Source organism: Methylobacterium sp. FW306-05-D (assembly GCF_058782155.1).
In genome coordinates this window covers 44,145-59,337 of record NZ_JBYSXL010000024.1, presented here as the reverse complement: position 1 = coordinate 59,337, position 15,193 = coordinate 44,145, and the positions used below count along the sequence as shown (strand labels likewise).

17 protein-coding genes are annotated in these 15,193 nt (G+C 70.4%); 2 read left to right on the top strand and 15 right to left on the bottom strand.

Annotated elements, in window-relative coordinates; genetic code table 11:
* Nucleotides 1-69: 69 nt before the first annotated feature.
* On the top strand, nucleotides 70-324 hold the full coding sequence (locus tag AC3WLN_RS10935; RefSeq protein WP_492481160.1) for a hypothetical protein: 255 nt from the start codon (nucleotides 70-72) through the stop codon (nucleotides 322-324).
* Between the two features lie 81 nt (nucleotides 325-405).
* On the opposite strand, the gene AC3WLN_RS10930 is transcribed toward AC3WLN_RS10935, so the two are convergent.
* The 10 genes from AC3WLN_RS10930 to AC3WLN_RS10885 all read right to left on the bottom strand — a co-directional run bounded on the left by AC3WLN_RS10930 (nucleotide 406) and on the right by AC3WLN_RS10885 (nucleotide 10,064).
* The gene (locus AC3WLN_RS10930) at nucleotides 406-621 is read right to left on the bottom strand and encodes an alkylphosphonate utilization protein (protein ID WP_492481150.1); all 216 of its coding nucleotides are present in this window, start codon (nucleotides 619-621) and stop codon (nucleotides 406-408) included.
* A 9-nt stretch (nucleotides 622-630) separates the two neighbouring features.
* Nucleotides 631-834: a hypothetical protein gene (locus tag AC3WLN_RS10925; RefSeq protein WP_492481148.1), complete on the bottom strand. Its 204-nt coding sequence runs from the start codon at nucleotides 832-834 to the stop codon at nucleotides 631-633.
* Nucleotides 835-1,011: 177 nt separating this feature from the next.
* On the bottom strand, nucleotides 1,012-1,623 hold the full coding sequence (locus AC3WLN_RS10920; RefSeq protein WP_492481146.1) for a PepSY domain-containing protein: 612 nt from the start codon (nucleotides 1,621-1,623) through the stop codon (nucleotides 1,012-1,014).
* Between the two features lie 120 nt (nucleotides 1,624-1,743).
* Nucleotides 1,744-2,508 carry an SOS response-associated peptidase gene (locus AC3WLN_RS10915; RefSeq protein WP_492481145.1) on the bottom strand — a complete coding sequence of 255 codons (765 nt, stop codon included), beginning with the start codon at nucleotides 2,506-2,508 and terminating at the stop codon, nucleotides 1,744-1,746.
* An 81-nt stretch (nucleotides 2,509-2,589) separates the two neighbouring features.
* Nucleotides 2,590-4,278, bottom strand: coding sequence for a methyl-accepting chemotaxis protein (locus AC3WLN_RS10910; protein ID WP_492481143.1), 1,689 nt, complete (start codon nucleotides 4,276-4,278; stop codon nucleotides 2,590-2,592).
* A gap of 441 nt (nucleotides 4,279-4,719) precedes the next feature.
* Entirely contained in the window at nucleotides 4,720-5,724 is a 1,005-nt protein-coding gene (locus AC3WLN_RS10905) for a magnesium transporter CorA family protein (protein ID WP_055953169.1), read from the bottom strand.
* A 10-nt stretch (nucleotides 5,725-5,734) separates the two neighbouring features.
* Entirely contained in the window at nucleotides 5,735-6,595 is an 861-nt protein-coding gene (locus AC3WLN_RS10900) for an SDR family oxidoreductase (protein WP_492481141.1), read from the bottom strand.
* Between the two features lie 30 nt (nucleotides 6,596-6,625).
* Nucleotides 6,626-7,444, bottom strand: coding sequence for an SDR family NAD(P)-dependent oxidoreductase (locus tag AC3WLN_RS10895; protein ID WP_492481140.1), 819 nt, complete (start codon nucleotides 7,442-7,444; stop codon nucleotides 6,626-6,628).
* A gap of 53 nt (nucleotides 7,445-7,497) precedes the next feature.
* The gene (locus AC3WLN_RS10890; protein ID WP_492481138.1) at nucleotides 7,498-8,256 is read right to left on the bottom strand and encodes an enoyl-CoA hydratase-related protein; all 759 of its coding nucleotides are present in this window, start codon (nucleotides 8,254-8,256) and stop codon (nucleotides 7,498-7,500) included.
* A gap of 44 nt (nucleotides 8,257-8,300) precedes the next feature.
* Nucleotides 8,301-10,064, bottom strand: coding sequence for an acyl-CoA dehydrogenase family protein (locus AC3WLN_RS10885; RefSeq protein ID WP_492481136.1), 1,764 nt, complete (start codon nucleotides 10,062-10,064; stop codon nucleotides 8,301-8,303).
* Between the two features lie 123 nt (nucleotides 10,065-10,187).
* On the opposite strand from AC3WLN_RS10885, the gene AC3WLN_RS10880 reads away from it, so the two are divergent.
* Nucleotides 10,188-11,216, top strand: a complete 1,029-nt coding sequence (locus tag AC3WLN_RS10880; RefSeq protein WP_492481134.1) for an L-threonylcarbamoyladenylate synthase — start codon at nucleotides 10,188-10,190, stop codon at nucleotides 11,214-11,216.
* Between the two features lie 155 nt (nucleotides 11,217-11,371).
* Here AC3WLN_RS10880 and greA read toward each other — a convergent pair whose 3' ends face one another.
* The 5 genes from greA to AC3WLN_RS10855 form a co-directional block, all read right to left on the bottom strand.
* The gene (gene greA / locus AC3WLN_RS10875) at nucleotides 11,372-11,833 is read right to left on the bottom strand and encodes a transcription elongation factor GreA (protein ID WP_492481132.1); all 462 of its coding nucleotides are present in this window, start codon (nucleotides 11,831-11,833) and stop codon (nucleotides 11,372-11,374) included.
* Nucleotides 11,834-11,873: 40 nt separating this feature from the next.
* Nucleotides 11,874-12,860: an acrylyl-CoA reductase (NADPH) gene (gene acuI, locus AC3WLN_RS10870; RefSeq protein WP_492481130.1), complete on the bottom strand. Its 987-nt coding sequence runs from the start codon at nucleotides 12,858-12,860 to the stop codon at nucleotides 11,874-11,876.
* Between the two features lie 106 nt (nucleotides 12,861-12,966).
* Nucleotides 12,967-13,554: a hypothetical protein gene (locus AC3WLN_RS10865; RefSeq protein WP_492481128.1), complete on the bottom strand. Its 588-nt coding sequence runs from the start codon at nucleotides 13,552-13,554 to the stop codon at nucleotides 12,967-12,969.
* 193 nt (nucleotides 13,555-13,747) lie between these two features.
* Complete coding sequence (locus AC3WLN_RS10860; RefSeq protein ID WP_492481126.1) at nucleotides 13,748-14,755, bottom strand: cell wall hydrolase; 1,008 nt, start codon at nucleotides 14,753-14,755, stop codon at nucleotides 13,748-13,750.
* A 171-nt stretch (nucleotides 14,756-14,926) separates the two neighbouring features.
* Nucleotides 14,927-15,190 (bottom strand): hypothetical protein, encoded by a 264-nt coding sequence (locus tag AC3WLN_RS10855; protein ID WP_492481124.1) that lies wholly within the window; start codon nucleotides 15,188-15,190, stop codon nucleotides 14,927-14,929.
* Nucleotides 15,191-15,193: the final 3 nt, after the last annotated feature.

Here is a 15,193-nt window from a genome sequence, read left to right as displayed (position 1 = left end):
CACCCGCCCCGCCCCTCCGTGGCCGTCGACGTCTCTCCCCCGTTCCTGCAGTTCGAGCATCGTCCCGTCATGGCCAAGCGTACCAAGTCGAAACCGCAGGAGCGCGGCTCCGTCCTGTTCGACGTCGTCTACGACGACGAGTCCCGCGCCTCGAACCGGCGCGTGCCGATGGAGATCCTCGGCGGGCTCGACGGCGACGAGCCGGCCCGCCAGCTCATCGAGGACCAGGACCGGGCCATCTCGGAGAAGTCCGGCCGTCCCCTGCGGGCGATCCGCAGCCTGACCCGCTCGCCCGCCCGCGTCTCCACGGCCGCCGACGAATAGGCGCCGCACGCGGCCTCCCCTACCCCGCCGCCCCGTCCGCGGACCGGGGCGGCGGCCTTCGCCGCGCGGACGTCCGCGCGCTCAGGCTTTCTTGAGGAACTCGGTCCTCAGGACGAGACCCTTCACCTTCTCGGCGTTGCACTCGATCTCGGACGGATCGTCCGTCAGGCGGATGTTCTTGACGAGCGTTCCGCGCTTGAGGGTGATCGAGGTGCCCTTCACCTTCAGATCCTTGATCAGCGTCACCGAATCGCCGTCGGCGAGCACGGTGCCGTTCGCATCCCGTACGGGGTCCATGGCCGGGCCTCAGTGCTCGGCCGGCACGTAGGGGCGGCCCGCATCGACCAGCGCCCGGTCGACCGCCTCGATGGCGAGCAGGATGCGGGTCAGGTCTTCGGCCGCCGAGGGCGCCGCCACCTCGCTGGCGCCGATGCGCCGTGCGAGGGCGCCGCGCTGGCGGGCCAGGCTGGCCCGGGCCAGGTTCATGGTTTCGATCTCGTCCGACGTCATCGTGTCCTCGCCCCTGCGGCCGCCCCGGAGGGCGTGGGTGAGCGATGCGGTCTTTGCCCCGCCGATGCAACAGCGCCGTGCGGCCCGGCTCCGTCGACGGGGCACGGACCGCACGGCGCGGGGGCGGGCACCGGGCGCCCGCCTCGGGGCGCCCGGCCTGATCGGGTTAAGCGCGGCTCACTTGGTCTTCACCGCGCCGTCCGGTCCGATCTTGATCTCCTGCTCGCGGTCCGTGAGGGCGACCTTGATCTCGTACTCGACGGCCTTGCCCTCGCGCTCGACCTCGGCCTCGTAGGCCTTGCCGCCCGGGGCGTTCTGCTCGGCCAGGGCGATCGCGTCCTTCAGCGAGACCTTCGCGTTCTGGAAGTCCGCCGGCTTCAGGCGGGTGAAGTAGCGCTCGATCGGCTGGTTCTCGGTCTTGTAGAGTTCGCCCGTGTCGGCGTTGATGCCGTATTCCACCAGCTTGCCGCTCGGGTAGACGACCTTGATCGCGTAATGGGCGGGGTTCTTGCTGTCGGCCTTCTCGAAATCGGCGTCGATGGCGCGGCCGCCCTTCTCGTCGCCCTTGGCCTCGGCGCTGGCGATCGCCTGGGCGAGGCTGGTCTTGGCCGACTTGGCGACCTGCCACTCCTTGAGGTTGTCGTTCTTCTGGGTCGCTTCGGTGGCGGTGGCGGCGCGGCCGGTGTTCTCGGGGTTCTTGGTGAGGTCCGGGTTCTGGGCCAGGGCGGCGCCGGCCGTCAGGGCGAAGATGCTGGCGGCGGCGAGGCGGAGGGGCAGGCGAAGGGACATGGCGGGTCTCCCGTTTTCGGGTTGGTGTTGCCAGTCCTGAACGGCCAGAGCGCGGTTTCGTTGCGCTGCGGGAACGCCCGGCGATCGCTATTTCGCACCGGACACGAAGGCGTTCGGCGCTCAGAACAGGGCGCCCTGCGCATCCTCGTCGCTGGAGCGTGGCTGCGCGGCGGGCGGCGCCTCCGGCTCGGGCGCTGCCGCCTGCGGGTGCGTCAGGGGCTCGATCAGATCCGGCGCGTCGATGCGGGCGTTGTTCACGCGGGCGCTGACGGGGTCGAGGGTGAGCCATTCGTCCGGGCAGGGGCGGCACAGCGTCACCGCCGCGTCCGGCTCGGTGGCGCGGGTGTCGAGCCAGGCCTCGATCAAATCCGGCGCCAGGATCACGGGCATCCGGTCGTGCACCGCCGCCATCGTGCCGTTGGCGTCCGTGGTGACGATGGCCGCCGTGTCCACCTCCGAGCCGTCCGCCCCGAGCCAGTTCTCCCACAGGCCCGCGAGGGCCATCGGCGCCCGGTCGGCGCGGCGGATCATGAAGGGCGTCCTGGTCGCGGTCCGGCCCGTCCCCTCCCGGCGCCACTCGTAGAAGCCGTCCGCCAGGAAGACGCAGCGCCGGTGGCGCAGGGCGCCGCGGAAGGTCGGCTTCTCCCGCAGGGTCTCGGAGCGGGCGTTGATGACGAGGGGGAACGCCTTCGGGTCCTTGACCCAGCTCGGCCACAGGCCCCAGCGCACCAGCCGGAACTGGCGCCGGCCGGCCTCGGACAGCACCACCGGCACCGGCTGCGTCGGCGCCACGTTGTACCGGGGCGGGAAGTTCGGCAGCTCGGGATAGCCGTAGAAGGCGCGGAAGATCTCCGGGGCCTGGGCGATGAAGAAGCGTCCACACATGCGCGGACGATCGGCAAATCCGGCGCGATGGGCAAGGCCCGGCAGGCGGTGTGCGCGCGTCCGGGCCTCGGAGCCGCGCCGTCAGGCGGCGCGGATGGTGGTGAGGAAGCGGTTGACCTGGTTCCGGAGATGCTCGGATTGACGCGACAGTTCCGAGGCCGAGGACAGGACCTGGGTCGCGGCCGCGCCGGTCTCCTCGGCGGCCGTCGCCACGCCGGTGATGTTCGACGTGACCTCTCCCGTACCGGCGGCCGCCTGGGAGACGTTGCGGACGATCTCCTGGGTCGCCGCGCCCTGTTGCTCGACGGCCGCCGCGATCGACGCCGCCACGCTGCTGATCTCGCTGATCCGACTGCGAATGCCGCCGATCGCCTTGACGCTGCTCTCGGTGGCGCCCTGGATCCGCGCGATCTGCGTCCCGATCTCGCTGGTGGCACGGGCGGTCTGGCCGGCGAGTTCCTTGACCTCGGTGGCCACCACCGCGAAGCCTCGACCGGCTTCGCCGGCGCGCGCCGCCTCGATGGTGGCGTTGAGCGCGAGCAGGTTGGTCTGGCTGGCGATGTTGGAGATGAGATCGACCACGTTGCCGATCAGCACGGTGGCGCTGCTCAGTTCCTGGACCAGGGCCGCCGTCTCCTCCGCCTCGTGCACGGCATTCTCGGCCAGGGACGCCGAGCCCTGGACCTGCCGTCCGATTTCCGCGACGGACGAACCGAGTTCCTCCGCGGCGGCCGAGACCGTGTTGACGTTGGTCGCCGCTTCCTCGGCCGCCGAGGCGACCGTCAGGGATTGCGCCGCTGTCGTGCTCGCGGTCGTGGTCATGGCCCGTGCGGTGGCCTCGAGTTCCGTCGCGGCGGACCCGACGGTGCCGATGATGCTGCCCACGGCCGCCTCGAAATCGTCCGCCATCTGGCGCATCCCCTGACGGCGCTGGGCTTCGGCCCCTGCCCGCGCGGCGACCGTTTCCTCCTCGAGGCGCTTCATCTGGAGAAGCCGGTCCTGAAAGATCGCGACGGCATCGGCGATCGTGCCGATCTCGGTCTTGGCGCCGCGATGCGGGATCTCGACGGACAAGTCGCCGCTCGCCAGGGCGGTCATGGGACGCACCACCGAGGCGATCCCGTTGCCGACGATGCGGGTGATCATCATGCCGAGTCCGATCGCCAGCATGGCTCCGACGGTCACCGCCGTGAGGGTGATCAGTTTCGTCGAGGCGTAGGAGGCATCCGAGTCGGTCTGTGACTGCAGGGCGCCTCCGACGTTGAGCGCGACGAGCTGGTCGACCAGATTGATGAAGGCGAGGCGAAGCTTCTGGCCCTTGTCCTCCATCAGCGCACGTGCTTGCGGTTCCCTGTGTTGCCTGGAGAGGATCAAGACCTGATCCGTAACGTCGAGGTATGCCTTCCAAGACTGGCGGACCTGCGCGTACAGCGTTTTCTCGTGCTCACTGGAGGCCAGCGGTTCGTAGGCGGCGATCAGTTCGTCTGCTTTCGATTTGATCGTATCGATCACCTTATCCTGTTTTTCGCTTTCCGCATCGTCGATCATCAGAATATGTCGATAGACGTTCGTCGCATGGCGCGACCCGTAGATTGCGACCGCCTGAATCGTTCGTACACTGGGCAACCAGTTTGTGTTGACCTCGATCAGGCGGTCGTTGACGGAGGCGATACCCCGAAGACCGACACCGCCCAGGACGAGGATCACCAACAGGAGGGCCGTGAAGGCGGCAACGAGGGCGCTGCGGATTGACAAAGAGCGAAGAGACATAGGCACGTTCCTGCGCGACGGACCATTCCGTGCCCCGCTATGTTTGACAAGGCGGGCTTAATTATCAATTTAGATGAAATCCGTCATCTATGGTTCGGTGTCGTTATTGAAAAACTAAAGTTTAAAAGTTTTTTATAAGATGTTAGATCAAAATAATGGTCGTCCTGCCGGAGCGGATGTAATCCTTCGAAGGACGTATTTATTCGCCGTGTATAAAACGGGTCTCCCTGACGGAAGTCAGGAAATAGAGCTTGAGCTGATGAAAATCGGCCGGCGCCAAGCCCGGTTTCGCCGGGTCGGTTCCCGGAATGTGCCGAAGATTGGCCCTTGCTTACTCCTACCAAACCCGGCCGATCACTTCGGCTCGGCGGATCGGGGCTCCGCTCGGGCACGGCGGCGGCTTGCCGATCCGGGGCCCGCTCGGATCGAGCGGAGCGCGGATCAGAGCCAGCGTTTCCAGCGGAAGAACACGTACGGAAGCACGGCCGCCACGACCATCATGACCACCGCCATCGGGTATCCGAACCCCCAGTCGAGTTCCGGCATCGCCTTGAAGTTCATGCCGTAGATCGACGCGATCAGGGTCGGCGGCATGAAGACCACCGCCATGACCGAGAACAGCTTGATGATGTTGTTCTGCTCGAGGTTCACGAGGCCGAGCGTCGCGTCGAGGAGGAACTGGATCTTCGAGGACAGGAAGGTGGCGTGCTCCTCAAGCGACTGCAGGTCGCGCAGGGTCGAGCGCACGTCCTCGCGCAGCTCGCGGGGCGCCTTGGCGGTGCGGTAGGTCGCCGAGAGCGAGAGCAGGATGCGCTCCATGGAGACGAGGCTCTCGCGCTGCTTCGAGATGAGGTCGCCGTGGCGCCCGAGCGCGCGCAGCGTGTCCTGCAGGGCGGTGTTGCGGGCGCTCGGGTCCTCCTTCTCCTCGAAGATCTTGCCCGAGAGCCGGTCGATGCGCTCGCCCTGGAGCTGGAGCACGTCCGCCGCCCGGTCGATCACTGTCTCGATCAGGCCGGCCAGGATGGTCTCGCCCGAGGGCACGGCGGAGGGGCCGTTGCCCGTGGAGCGGCCGGCCCGCTGGGTGTACATCCGGAAGGCCTGCGGCTCCTCGTAGCGCACCGTGACGAGCCGGTTGCCGCGCAGGATGAAGGTGATGCCGGCCAGCCCCGGCTCCTCGGATTCGCTGACCTTGCTCAGCACCCGGCCGGTCATGTAGCGGGCCCCGTCCTCGACGTAGAGGAGCTCGGAGGGCTCGATGTCCTTCATCTCCTCGCGGGTCGGCACCGAGATGCCCATGAAGACCTCGACCTTGAGGTCCTCCTCCCGGCTCGGCCGCACCATGTCGAGCCAGACGGTGTCGTCGGGGATCGGCTCCTGCAATTCGAGGGAACGGCGCTCGAGCAGGGTCTGCCCGGCGCCGGCGACCGGCTGGTGGATGAAGATCACGCGGGATGTCTCAGGCGAAGGCCCCGGGAGGCGGTGTGCTCGCATCCGGCACGAAGAAGTCCGGCGCAAGAGGGATGCCGGGTGTGACGCGGTATTTTGAAAAGTCCGTGACACCCTGCTCGGCCAGGAAGCTGTCGTCGATGAGGAAGCGGCCGGTGACCTCCCGGGCGGGCAGGCCGAACAGCGCGTGGGCGGCGTCGGCCAGGATCTCAGGGGTGCGGCTCGCCTGCATCAGCGCCTCGCCGCCGAGCAGGTTCTTCACAGCCGCCGTGGCGATGGTGGTGCGCGGCCAGAGGGCGTTGACCGCGATGCCCTGGCGCCGCAGCTCGCCGGCGAGCCCGAGGACGCAGAGCGACATGCCGTACTTGGCGATGGAATAGGCGAGATGTGGGGCGAACCACTTCTCGGACATGTCGAGGGGCGGCGACAGCATCACGATGTGCGGGTTCTGCGCCTTGGCCAGGTGGGGGATCGCGTACTTGCTGACCATGTAGGTGCCGCGCGTGTTGATGCCGTGCATCAAGTCGAAGCGCTTCATCTCGGTCTCGGGCGTCCGGGTCAGCGCGATCGCGCTGGCGTTGTTCACCACGATGTCGATCCCGCCGAAGGTCTCCGCCGTCCGGGCGATCGCCGAGGCCACGCTGTCCTCGTCGCGGACGTCCACCAGGAGCGGCAGCGCCCGGCCGCCCGCCGCCTCGATGGCGGCGGCGGCGGTGTGGATGGTGCCCTCCAGCTTCGGATGCGGCGTGTCGGTCTTGGCCGCGATGGCGATGTTCGCGCCGTCCCGGGCCGCCCGCAGGGCGATGGCGAGGCCGATCCCGCGGGAGGCCCCGGTGATGAACAGGGTCTTGCCCTGTAGCGATCCGCTCATGTCTCAGGTCTCCTCTCTCAGGTTTCTTGTTCACGATTCTTGTGCGTCGATCTGGAACCGGGGTGGCTGCGTACCGTCCGCATCGGTGAACCCGTAGGCGGCGGCGAGATCGCCGACATGGAGGATCTGCCCGGCCCGGCCCGCCACGGCGGGGTCCGCTGCTAGGGCGGCGAGCGCCCGGCCCGCATAGAGCGGGGTCTCCGTCGCCCGGTCGGCATGGCCGATATCGACCGCGCGCTCGGTGCGCACGAAGCCCGGCGAGAGCCCGAGCGCAGTGACGCCGTGCGGCGCCAGTTCCTGGGCGCAGGCATAGGCGAGCCGGTTCGTGGTCGCCTTCGCCAGATCGTAGAAGAGGTCGCCGAGATAGCCCGGCGCGGTGTCGAAGGAGACGAAGGCGAGGAGGCCGGCTCTCGCCGAGACCATCGCGGGGGCGACCGCGCGGGCGAGCAGCAGCGCCGGATACGGGCCGCTGCCGAAGAACTCCGAAAACGGCTCGGCCGAGCGGCGCCAGAACGGCGTGCCCCAGGCGGCGCCGTCCGCGTAGCGCTCGCCGTCATAGCCCTCGTTGCCGCCCCAGACGCTGGAGACGGCGAGATCGATGCGCCCGAACCGGCGCAAGGTCCAGTGGACCAGCCCGTCGACCGCCCGCTCGCTGGTGTGGTCGCAGAGATAGTGGTGGCCCTCGCCCCCGGCGGCATCGACGGCGCGGGCGGCGTCCTCGACGACCTCCGGCCGTCCCTCCGTGCGCGGCCCCGTCTCGCTGGAGCGGGCCGTGACGATGACGGTGGCCCCCGCCTCGCCGAGGCCCCGGGCGAGGCCGCGCCCGACCCCGCGCGAGCCCCCGGCCACGAGGCAGATCTTCCCACGCAGATCGGGTTTCGGAGACGGGACGGCGCCGGCGCTCACGCCGGCTTGGCCCGGCCGAGGAAGCGCGCGAAGGCGGCCTGGGCTTCCGGCGCGCGCAGGCGCTCCTCGAAGGCGACGGCCTCGGCCTCCAGGGCGGCTTCCATCGCGGCCTGATCGCCGCGGATCAGCGCCCGCGTCGCCTGCACCGCCCCACGCGGGAGGCCGGCGAGGCGCGCGGCTTGAGCCTGGGCATGCTCCAACAGCAGGGCGGCCGGCATCACCCCGTTGACGAGCCCGAGGCCGAGCGCCTCGTCGGCGTCGAAGCCCTGGCTCAGGAGCAGCATCTCGGTGGCCTTCAGGAGCCCGACCCGGCGGGGCAGCAGGTAGCTCGACGCCGCCTCCGGCACGAGGCCGAGTTCCACGAAGGGCATGCGGAAGCGGGCGGCCGGGCTGGCATAGACGAGGTCGCAATGCAGGGTCAGGGTCGTGCCGATCCCCACCGCGATCCCGTCCACGGCGGCGATCATCGGCGTGCGGGTGCGGGCGAGCTGGCGGATGAACTGCAGGGCCGGCGCCTCGCGGAACGGCTTGCTCGCGCCCGCCACGAAATCCGCGAGGTCGTTGCCGGCGCTGAACGCGCCCGGCGCCCCGGCGAAGACCACGGCGCCGACCGCCTCCGTCGCGTCGGCCTCCATCAGGGCCGCGCGCATGGCGTCGTACATGTCGCCCGTCAGGGCGTTCTTCTTCTCGGGTCGGTCGATGCGGATGAGGCGGACGCCGTCGTCCGTCTCCGTGATCGCGATGTGCTCGCTCATGGTGCCCTCCTCCGGATGCGTCTCGATTCCCGCGCGACGGGCCCTCAACTCGCCAGGGCGAGGTCCGCATCCTCGGTGAAGTGCCCGCCCGTGACGATGCTCGCCTCGAGCCCCTCCGCCGCGGTGAGCAGGTTGTCGGCGAAGAAGCGCGCGAGCGCGATCCGGCCGGCATGGGCCGGGTCGGTCTCTCCCGCCTTCAGGGCCGCGTTGGCGGCGAGCGCTTGGCGGCCGAGGCAGGCCCCGCCCTGGACGAGTCCGAACAGGCGCAGGTAGGGCGTCGCCCCGGCGAGCGCCGCCTCGGGCCGGTTCGAGACCAGCGCCTTCAACTGGAAGCTCGTTGCCCGGTCCAGGCTCTCGATGCCGGCGCGCAGCCGGGCGCCGATATGGCCGAAGGCCGGGTCGGTATCCTTGAGGAAGCCCTCGGCGGTCCGGCGCAGGCCGGCGATCTGCGCCCGCACCGTGGCGCCGCCGTTGAGCGGCAGCTTGCGGGCGACGAGGTCGATGGCCTGGATGCCGTTGGTGCCCTCGTAGATGCCGAGGATGCGGGCGTCGCGCATGTGCTGGGCGGCGCCGGTCTCCTCGACGAAGCCCATGCCGCCATGGACCTGGACGCCGAGCGAGGTCACCTCGTTGGCGATGTCGGTGGAGAAGGCCTTGGCGACGGGGGTGAGCAGGGAGGCCCGGTCATGGGCCGCCTGGCCCTCCGGGCCCTCCGCCGCGTCGAGGGCGGCGGCGGTGAGGTAGCAGATGCCGCGGGCGGCCTGAGTGAAGGCCTTCATCGTCAGCAGCATGCGCTGTACGTCGGCATGGGCGACGATGGGGCTCGCCTCGGCGGCCCCCGGCGCCTTGCCCTGGCGCCGGTCGTGGGCGTAGCCCAGGGCCTGCTGGTAGGCGCGCTCGGCGATGCCGACGCCCTGCAGGCCGACGTTGAGCCGGGCCGAGTTCATCATCGTGAACATGCAGGCGAGCCCGCGATTCTCCTCGCCGATGAGCCAGCCGACGGCGCCGCCGTCGTCGCCGAAGGCCATCGAGCAGGTCGGCGAGCCGTGGATGCCGAGCTTGTGCTCGATGCCCGAGCAGCGCAGGTCGTTGCGGCTGCCGTCGGGCAGCACCTTCGGCACCAGGAACAGCGAGATGCCGCGGGTGCCGGCGGGCGCGTCCTTCAGGCGGGCCAGCACGAGGTGGACGATGTTGTCGGTGAGGTCGTGCTCGCCGTAGGTGATGTAGATCTTGGCGCCGACGATGCTGTAGCGGCCGTCGCCCAGGGGCTCGGCCCGGCTGCGCAGGAGCGCGAGGTCCGAGCCGGCCTGCGACTCAGTGAGGTTCATGGTCGCGGTCCATTCGCCCGAGACCAGCTTGTCGAGGTAGCCGGTCTTCAGCGCGTCCGAGCCGTGCTGCGCCAGGGCCTCGATGCCGCCCGCCGTGAGGAGCGGGCAGAGGCCGAAGGCGATGCTCGCGGCGTTCCACATCTCGGTGCAGGCGGCGTTGAGGACGAGGGGCAGGCCCTGCCCGCCATGGTCGGGATCGGCGCTGAGCCCGTTCCAGCCGCCGGCGATCCAGGTCCGGTAGGCCTCGCGCCAGCCCGGCGGTGTGGTGATGGCCCCGTCCTTCAGCGGCGTGCCGTGGCGATCGCCCACCCGGTTCAGGGGGGCGATGACCGATTCGGCGACCTTGCCGGCCTCGGCCAGGACCGCTTCCGCATCCTCCACCGCGAGGTCTCCGTGCAGGCCCGCCGCCAGGGCGGCGTCGAGCCCGGCCACGTGGCGCAGGGCGAACAGCATGTCGGCCACCGGTGCGCGATAGGTCATGATGCTTCCTCCCGCGCCTTGGTTGAGTCGACGCGTATCGCCCCGTGTTTGACGCATGGCCCGGCCGGGCGCTAGGCCCAGGCTCTCCCCCCGCGAAGGGGTGCCAGCGCAGATAGTTTAGATATGAACGATCTCGGGTCAATCCCCGACGATGCGAACCCGGACGAGGCCGGTCCGGCCGTGGCGACGCGGCGACTCTTCGGCGATGCCGCGGGAATCGCGGCGGCGGCCTCCCTGCTGCGCGACGGGCAACTCGTGGCCTTCGCCACCGAGACGGTCTACGGCCTCGGCGCCGACGCCACCGATCCGTCCGCCGTGGCCCGGATCTTCGCCGCCAAGGCGCGCCCGCGCTTCAATCCGCTGATCGCGCATCTCGCCGACGCCGACGCGGCCTTCGCCGAGGGCGTATTCGACGCGGCGGCGCGCAGCCTCGCCGAGGCGTTCTGGCCCGGCCCCCTGACCCTGGTGGTGCCGGCCGCGCCGGGCTGCCGGGTCTGCGACCTCGCCCGGGCCGGCCTGCCGAGCGTCGCCCTGCGGGTGCCGGCACCCGAGGCGACCCGGGCGCTGCTGGCGCGCGTCGGCCAGCCCGTCGCCGCCCCGTCGGCCAACCGCTCGGGCCGCGTCAGCCCGACCAGCGCCGAGCACGTGCTCGGCGATCTCGACGGCCGGATCGCCGCCGTCCTCGACGGCGGCGAGACGCCGGTCGGCGTCGAATCCACGGTGGTCGCCTGTCTCGGCGGGCCGCCCCGGCTGCTCCGGCCCGGTGGCCTCACGCGGGAGGCCCTCGAAGCCCGGCTCGGCCGACCCTTCGCGGGCCCGGAGAACGGGGACGCGGCCCAGCCGGTCGGCCCCGGCCTGCTGGCGTCCCACTACGCGCCCCGTGCGCGGGTCCGCCTCGACGCGATATCCGTATCGAGGGAGGAGGCCGTGCTGCTGTTCGGTCCCGATCCCATCCCCGGCGCGGAAGCGGCGCGCGGACACCTGAATCTGAGCCCGAAGGGGGATCTCGGCGAGGCGGCAGCGCGTCTGTTCTCGGCCCTGCGCCGGCTCGATGCCATCGGCGCCCCGGTGATCGCGGTCGCGCCGATCCCGATGCGCGGCCTCGGCGAGGCGATCAACGACCGCCTGCGGCGGGCCGCCGCTCCGCGCTGAAACTTTTTTCGAAAGGCTCGGGAACCAAGCCGGCGGGAGGGTGTTTCCCCTGCACGAAGGCCAGTTCAGCCCCCAATGGCCTTTTCCCTTCCAGGGCTCGGAGCAATCCGAGCCTTTTTTCTTGTCCGCGCGCGATCTAGCGCAGCACCGGGACGTCAGCCGATTGCGGCGATCTCACTCTCATGCCCGTTCACCTCGACCACGTCGCCGACCACCTTCCCGGTCAGGGCACGGGCCATCGGGGAGACGTAGGAAATCGTACCCTGGGCAGGGTCGGCCTCGTCCTCGCCGACGATGCGATAGGTCCGGCGGCTGTCGTCCTCCGCCAGGATCGTCACGGTCGAACCGAACCGGACCACGTCGCTGGGTTCGGCCTCGATTAGTTGCGCGGAGCTGCGCCGGGCGGTCCAATAGGCCAGGTCGCGGTTGACGCGGGCGACGTCCGCCTGCGCGTCCGGCGTCAGGGCCGAGAACTCGTCCTGAAGACGCGCGACCTCGGCCTCGATCCGGGCCAGCCCCTCGGGGGTGACGAAGTTGGGATGGGACGAAATCGGGCGCTCGGGAAGATCCTCGAACACCGCGTCTCCGTCACGCTCACGGACGAATGCTTGGCTCATGACGATGAAAACGCCCGGTTCGCGACGGGCGTTCCATCGCTCAGGCGACCTCGACCACCGTACGGCCGCGGACCTGGCCCTCGAGGATCGCCCGCGCCACCGTGTCGACGCCCGCCAGCGGCACCGTCCGGGTCATCGCCGCGAGCTTGTCGTGGTCGAGTTCCCGGGCGAGGCGACCCCAGGCCGCCCGGCGCTTGGGTTGCGGCGTGGTCACGCTGTTGATGCCGAGCAGCGAGACCCCGCGCAGGATGAAGGGCGCGACCGAGGTCGGCAGGTCCATGCCCTGTGCCAGGCCGCAGGCCGCGACCGCGCCGTCCGCCTTCGTCCCGGCCAGGACGTTGGCGAGGGTGACCGAGCCCACGGCGTCCACCGCCGCCGCCCAGCGCTCCTTGGCCAGCGGCTTGCCGGGCTTGCTCAACTCCGCGCGGTCGAGGATCTCGGCGGCGCCGAGGCCGCGCAGATACTCGGCCTCCGCATCGCGGCCGGTGGACGCGATGACGTGCCAGCCGGCCCGCGCCAGCAGGGCGACCGCCACCGATCCGACGCCGCCGGACGCGCCGGTCACCAGGACCGGACCCTGCGACGGGCCCACCCCGTGGTGGTCGAGGGCCATCAGGCAGAGCATCGCGGTGTATCCGGCGGTGCCGATCGCCATCGCCTGGGCGGGGCTCAGGCCCTCGGGGAGCGGCACCAGCCAATCGCCCTTCACCCGCGCGCGCTGGGCATAGGCCCCGAGATGGGTCTCTCCGACGCCCCAGCCGGTGAGCACCACCGCGTCGCCGGCCTTGTAGTCGGGATGGTCCGAGGTCTCGACGAAACCCGCGAAGTCGATGCCGGGGATCATGGGGAAACGGCGCACCACCGGCGACGTACCGGTCATCGCCAGCCCGTCCTTGTAGTTCACCGTGGAGTGGGTCACCCGGACGGTGACGTCGCCCGCCATCAGGTCGGCATCGTCGAAATCCCTGAAGGCCAGGGATTGTCCCGTCTCCGTCTTCTCGACGACCCAAGCCTTGAACCGACCCATGGCACATCTCCCGCTCACCGGTCTGAGGTGTGGCGCCGGCGGTCCGAATCAAGCGGCCCCGGACGCCAGGAGCGTCCGGGGCCGACGGTCCTGCGGGGCTGCCGGCTCAGTAGCCGTCGTAGATGCTGCCCGAGGAGAAGCCGAGGCCGACGCCGACATCGGCCGAACTGGCGCCGGTGATGCCGAAGGCATCGGGGAGCGAGCCGACGGCGAGGCTGGGGCCGAAGGTGCCCGGGTAGCCGCCCTGGCCGTAATTGGCCGGGACCCAGCCGGAGCGGGCCGGCTGGACGAGGACGCGCCGGCGGACGCTGGCGTATTCCGGCGGGATCGTCTCGGGAATCGTCTGCGCCGGCTGCACGAGAACGCGGCGCCGGCGGACGGCGTATTGCGGCGGCACGTCGACCCAGCAGCCGATCAGCTCGCCGTAGGCGTCGCGGCGGGTCTGCCAGACGCGGCCGCCCGGCGCCACGAGCACCCGCTCCGAGACGGTGTCGTAGACCGGCGGCACCGTGCGGTAGACGGTCTCGGCCGGGCGGACGAGGACCCGCTCGGACACGGCGCCGTAGACCGGGGGCGTGTTGACGTGGCGGTAGCACTCGGCGCCGCCGCAGCCGCCGGCCTGGGCGGAGGAAAGGGTGATGATTGCGCCGGCGATGGCGGCGAGACTGATACGGGCTGCGACCGGCGTGGTCATGACGGGTTCCTCGGCTCGAGACGCTGTACAGGACGGGATGGCGCGCGAAGCCCGCGCGCATCTCGACGTTCCAGAGGCCGCCAAGTTGCCGCTCGATCAAGCTCTATCGAGACTCAAGGTAAAATTAACCCAAGCTTAGGACTACTTAGAAGTTTCAATGCTTACGTAAAAAGCCGCGGAACTGTTCCAAAACTCAGGTTTGTCCGCGCTTGAGCTGGTAGAAGATGTGCCGGCCGATGACGTCCATCTTCTTCAGTCGGCGCGACCAGCCGGGTTTCACGTAGTCCGCATGGTAGTGGGTCGCACCGCCGACCTCGCTCAGATAGGTGCGTCCCTCGATCACCGCGCTCGCGATGCGGGTGGCGTTCTGCCAGGACGGCCCGTCGGTGATGCGCAGCGACTTGCCCTCGCAGGCGAAGGAGAACTGGCAGCCCATGTAGCGGTGCCGGTTCTGGTAGACCACGCCGCAGACATTGCCGGGGTAGAGGCCGCTCTTCACCCGGTTGAGCACGACCTGGGCCACCGCGGCCTGTCCCTCCTCGGATTCACTGCGGGCCTCGAAATACACCGCCTCGGCGAGGCAGCGCTGCTCGCGGTCCATGGCGTCCGGGCCGATCAGGTCGGCGTAGCGGTGTCGCGCCACGTCGGGCGGCGCGGCCGCTCCCGGCGTGGCCCCGTCCGCCTGGGAGCCGCGCGGCGACAGGCCGGGAAAGGCAAGGCTCGCGGCGGCGATCTCGATCGGGGTCGCGTCCGCCGGGGCCGGCGTGGTCGAGGACAGGGCCTCGGCGCGGGGGATCGCGGGCGTCGCCCCGTCCTCCACGACGATCACCGGCCCATCGCCCTCCCCGCCGCGATCCAGGCCGAGCTCGGGGGCCGGCACGAAGCCGGCATCGAGATCGGGATTCCAGGTCGTGGAGCCGGATTCGAGCAGCCCGCTGGTCGGGTCCGCGAGGCTCGTCCTGACGATCAGCGCGTCATCCCGGCCTTCGAGCGCCGGCAGGCCCTCGGCGGTGCCGCGGGTATAGACCCGGTGGGGGGCGTGCGAGCGGGTTTCGGTTCCGGCGAGGCGCGCACCCGGCGAGGCCGTCGCCAGGAGGTGGCCGGTCCCGGCGGCCCGCCCGGCGGCACCGGGCGCCATGTCGGTGCCGGCCGTGGCCGTGAAGGAAACGAGCAGGCCGATGCCGGCCGCCCAGGGGGTCATCGCGGCACTGAGCCAGCGAAGATGCGACGTGCGCCGTAACCGTTTCGTACCCACGCAACAGACCCGCACCAGGATGCCAAACGCTCTGGCCACCAGGCCCGCCGAGGCGCGGGAGCGGCCGTCACGGTCGACTATCGTGCGGTATGGTTGCGGAGCGGTTAAGCGCCGGCGTCAGAGCGCGCCGGGGCGTCCGTGCGTCGCTGCGAGGTTGCCCACGAGGGTCGCGAGGCTCGAGCCCCGGCTCTCCTGCGCGCCGGCGATGCGCTCGGCATCCGCTCCGCTCTGTGTCGCCACGGCGAAGACGAACAGGGCCACCGTGGCCACGCCGCCGATGCCGGCCACCACCCAGAGGTAGGCCTGCTGCATCACCCGCGGCAGCGGGACGGCGACGGGGTTTTCGTTGAGGAACAAAGGAGGTGGGCTGGTGTCGTTCATACC

Coding starts and splice junctions, on each gene's coding strand:
- AC3WLN_RS10935 (WP_492481160.1), top strand. CDS start 70: ATGGCCAAGCGTACCAAGTCGAAACCGCAGGAGCGCGGCTCCGTCCTG.
- AC3WLN_RS10930 (WP_492481150.1), bottom strand. CDS start 621: ATGGACCCCGTACGGGATGCGAACGGCACCGTGCTCGCCGACGGCGAT.
- AC3WLN_RS10925 (WP_492481148.1), bottom strand. CDS start 834: ATGACGTCGGACGAGATCGAAACCATGAACCTGGCCCGGGCCAGCCTG.
- AC3WLN_RS10920 (WP_492481146.1), bottom strand. CDS start 1,623: ATGTCCCTTCGCCTGCCCCTCCGCCTCGCCGCCGCCAGCATCTTCGCC.
- AC3WLN_RS10915 (WP_492481145.1), bottom strand. CDS start 2,508: ATGTGTGGACGCTTCTTCATCGCCCAGGCCCCGGAGATCTTCCGCGCC.
- AC3WLN_RS10910 (WP_492481143.1), bottom strand. CDS start 4,278: ATGTCTCTTCGCTCTTTGTCAATCCGCAGCGCCCTCGTTGCCGCCTTC.
- AC3WLN_RS10900 (WP_492481141.1), bottom strand. CDS start 6,595: ATGAGCGGATCGCTACAGGGCAAGACCCTGTTCATCACCGGGGCCTCC.
- AC3WLN_RS10890 (WP_492481138.1), bottom strand. CDS start 8,256: ATGAGCGAGCACATCGCGATCACGGAGACGGACGACGGCGTCCGCCTC.
- AC3WLN_RS10885 (WP_492481136.1), bottom strand. CDS start 10,064: ATGACCTATCGCGCACCGGTGGCCGACATGCTGTTCGCCCTGCGCCAC.
- AC3WLN_RS10880 (WP_492481134.1), top strand. CDS start 10,188: ATGAACGATCTCGGGTCAATCCCCGACGATGCGAACCCGGACGAGGCC.
- greA (WP_492481132.1), bottom strand. CDS start 11,833: ATGAGCCAAGCATTCGTCCGTGAGCGTGACGGAGACGCGGTGTTCGAG.
- acuI (WP_492481130.1), bottom strand. CDS start 12,860: ATGGGTCGGTTCAAGGCTTGGGTCGTCGAGAAGACGGAGACGGGACAA.
- AC3WLN_RS10865 (WP_492481128.1), bottom strand. CDS start 13,554: ATGACCACGCCGGTCGCAGCCCGTATCAGTCTCGCCGCCATCGCCGGC.
- AC3WLN_RS10860 (WP_492481126.1), bottom strand. CDS start 14,755: ATGACCCCCTGGGCGGCCGGCATCGGCCTGCTCGTTTCCTTCACGGCC.
- AC3WLN_RS10855 (WP_492481124.1), bottom strand. CDS start 15,190: ATGAACGACACCAGCCCACCTCCTTTGTTCCTCAACGAAAACCCCGTC.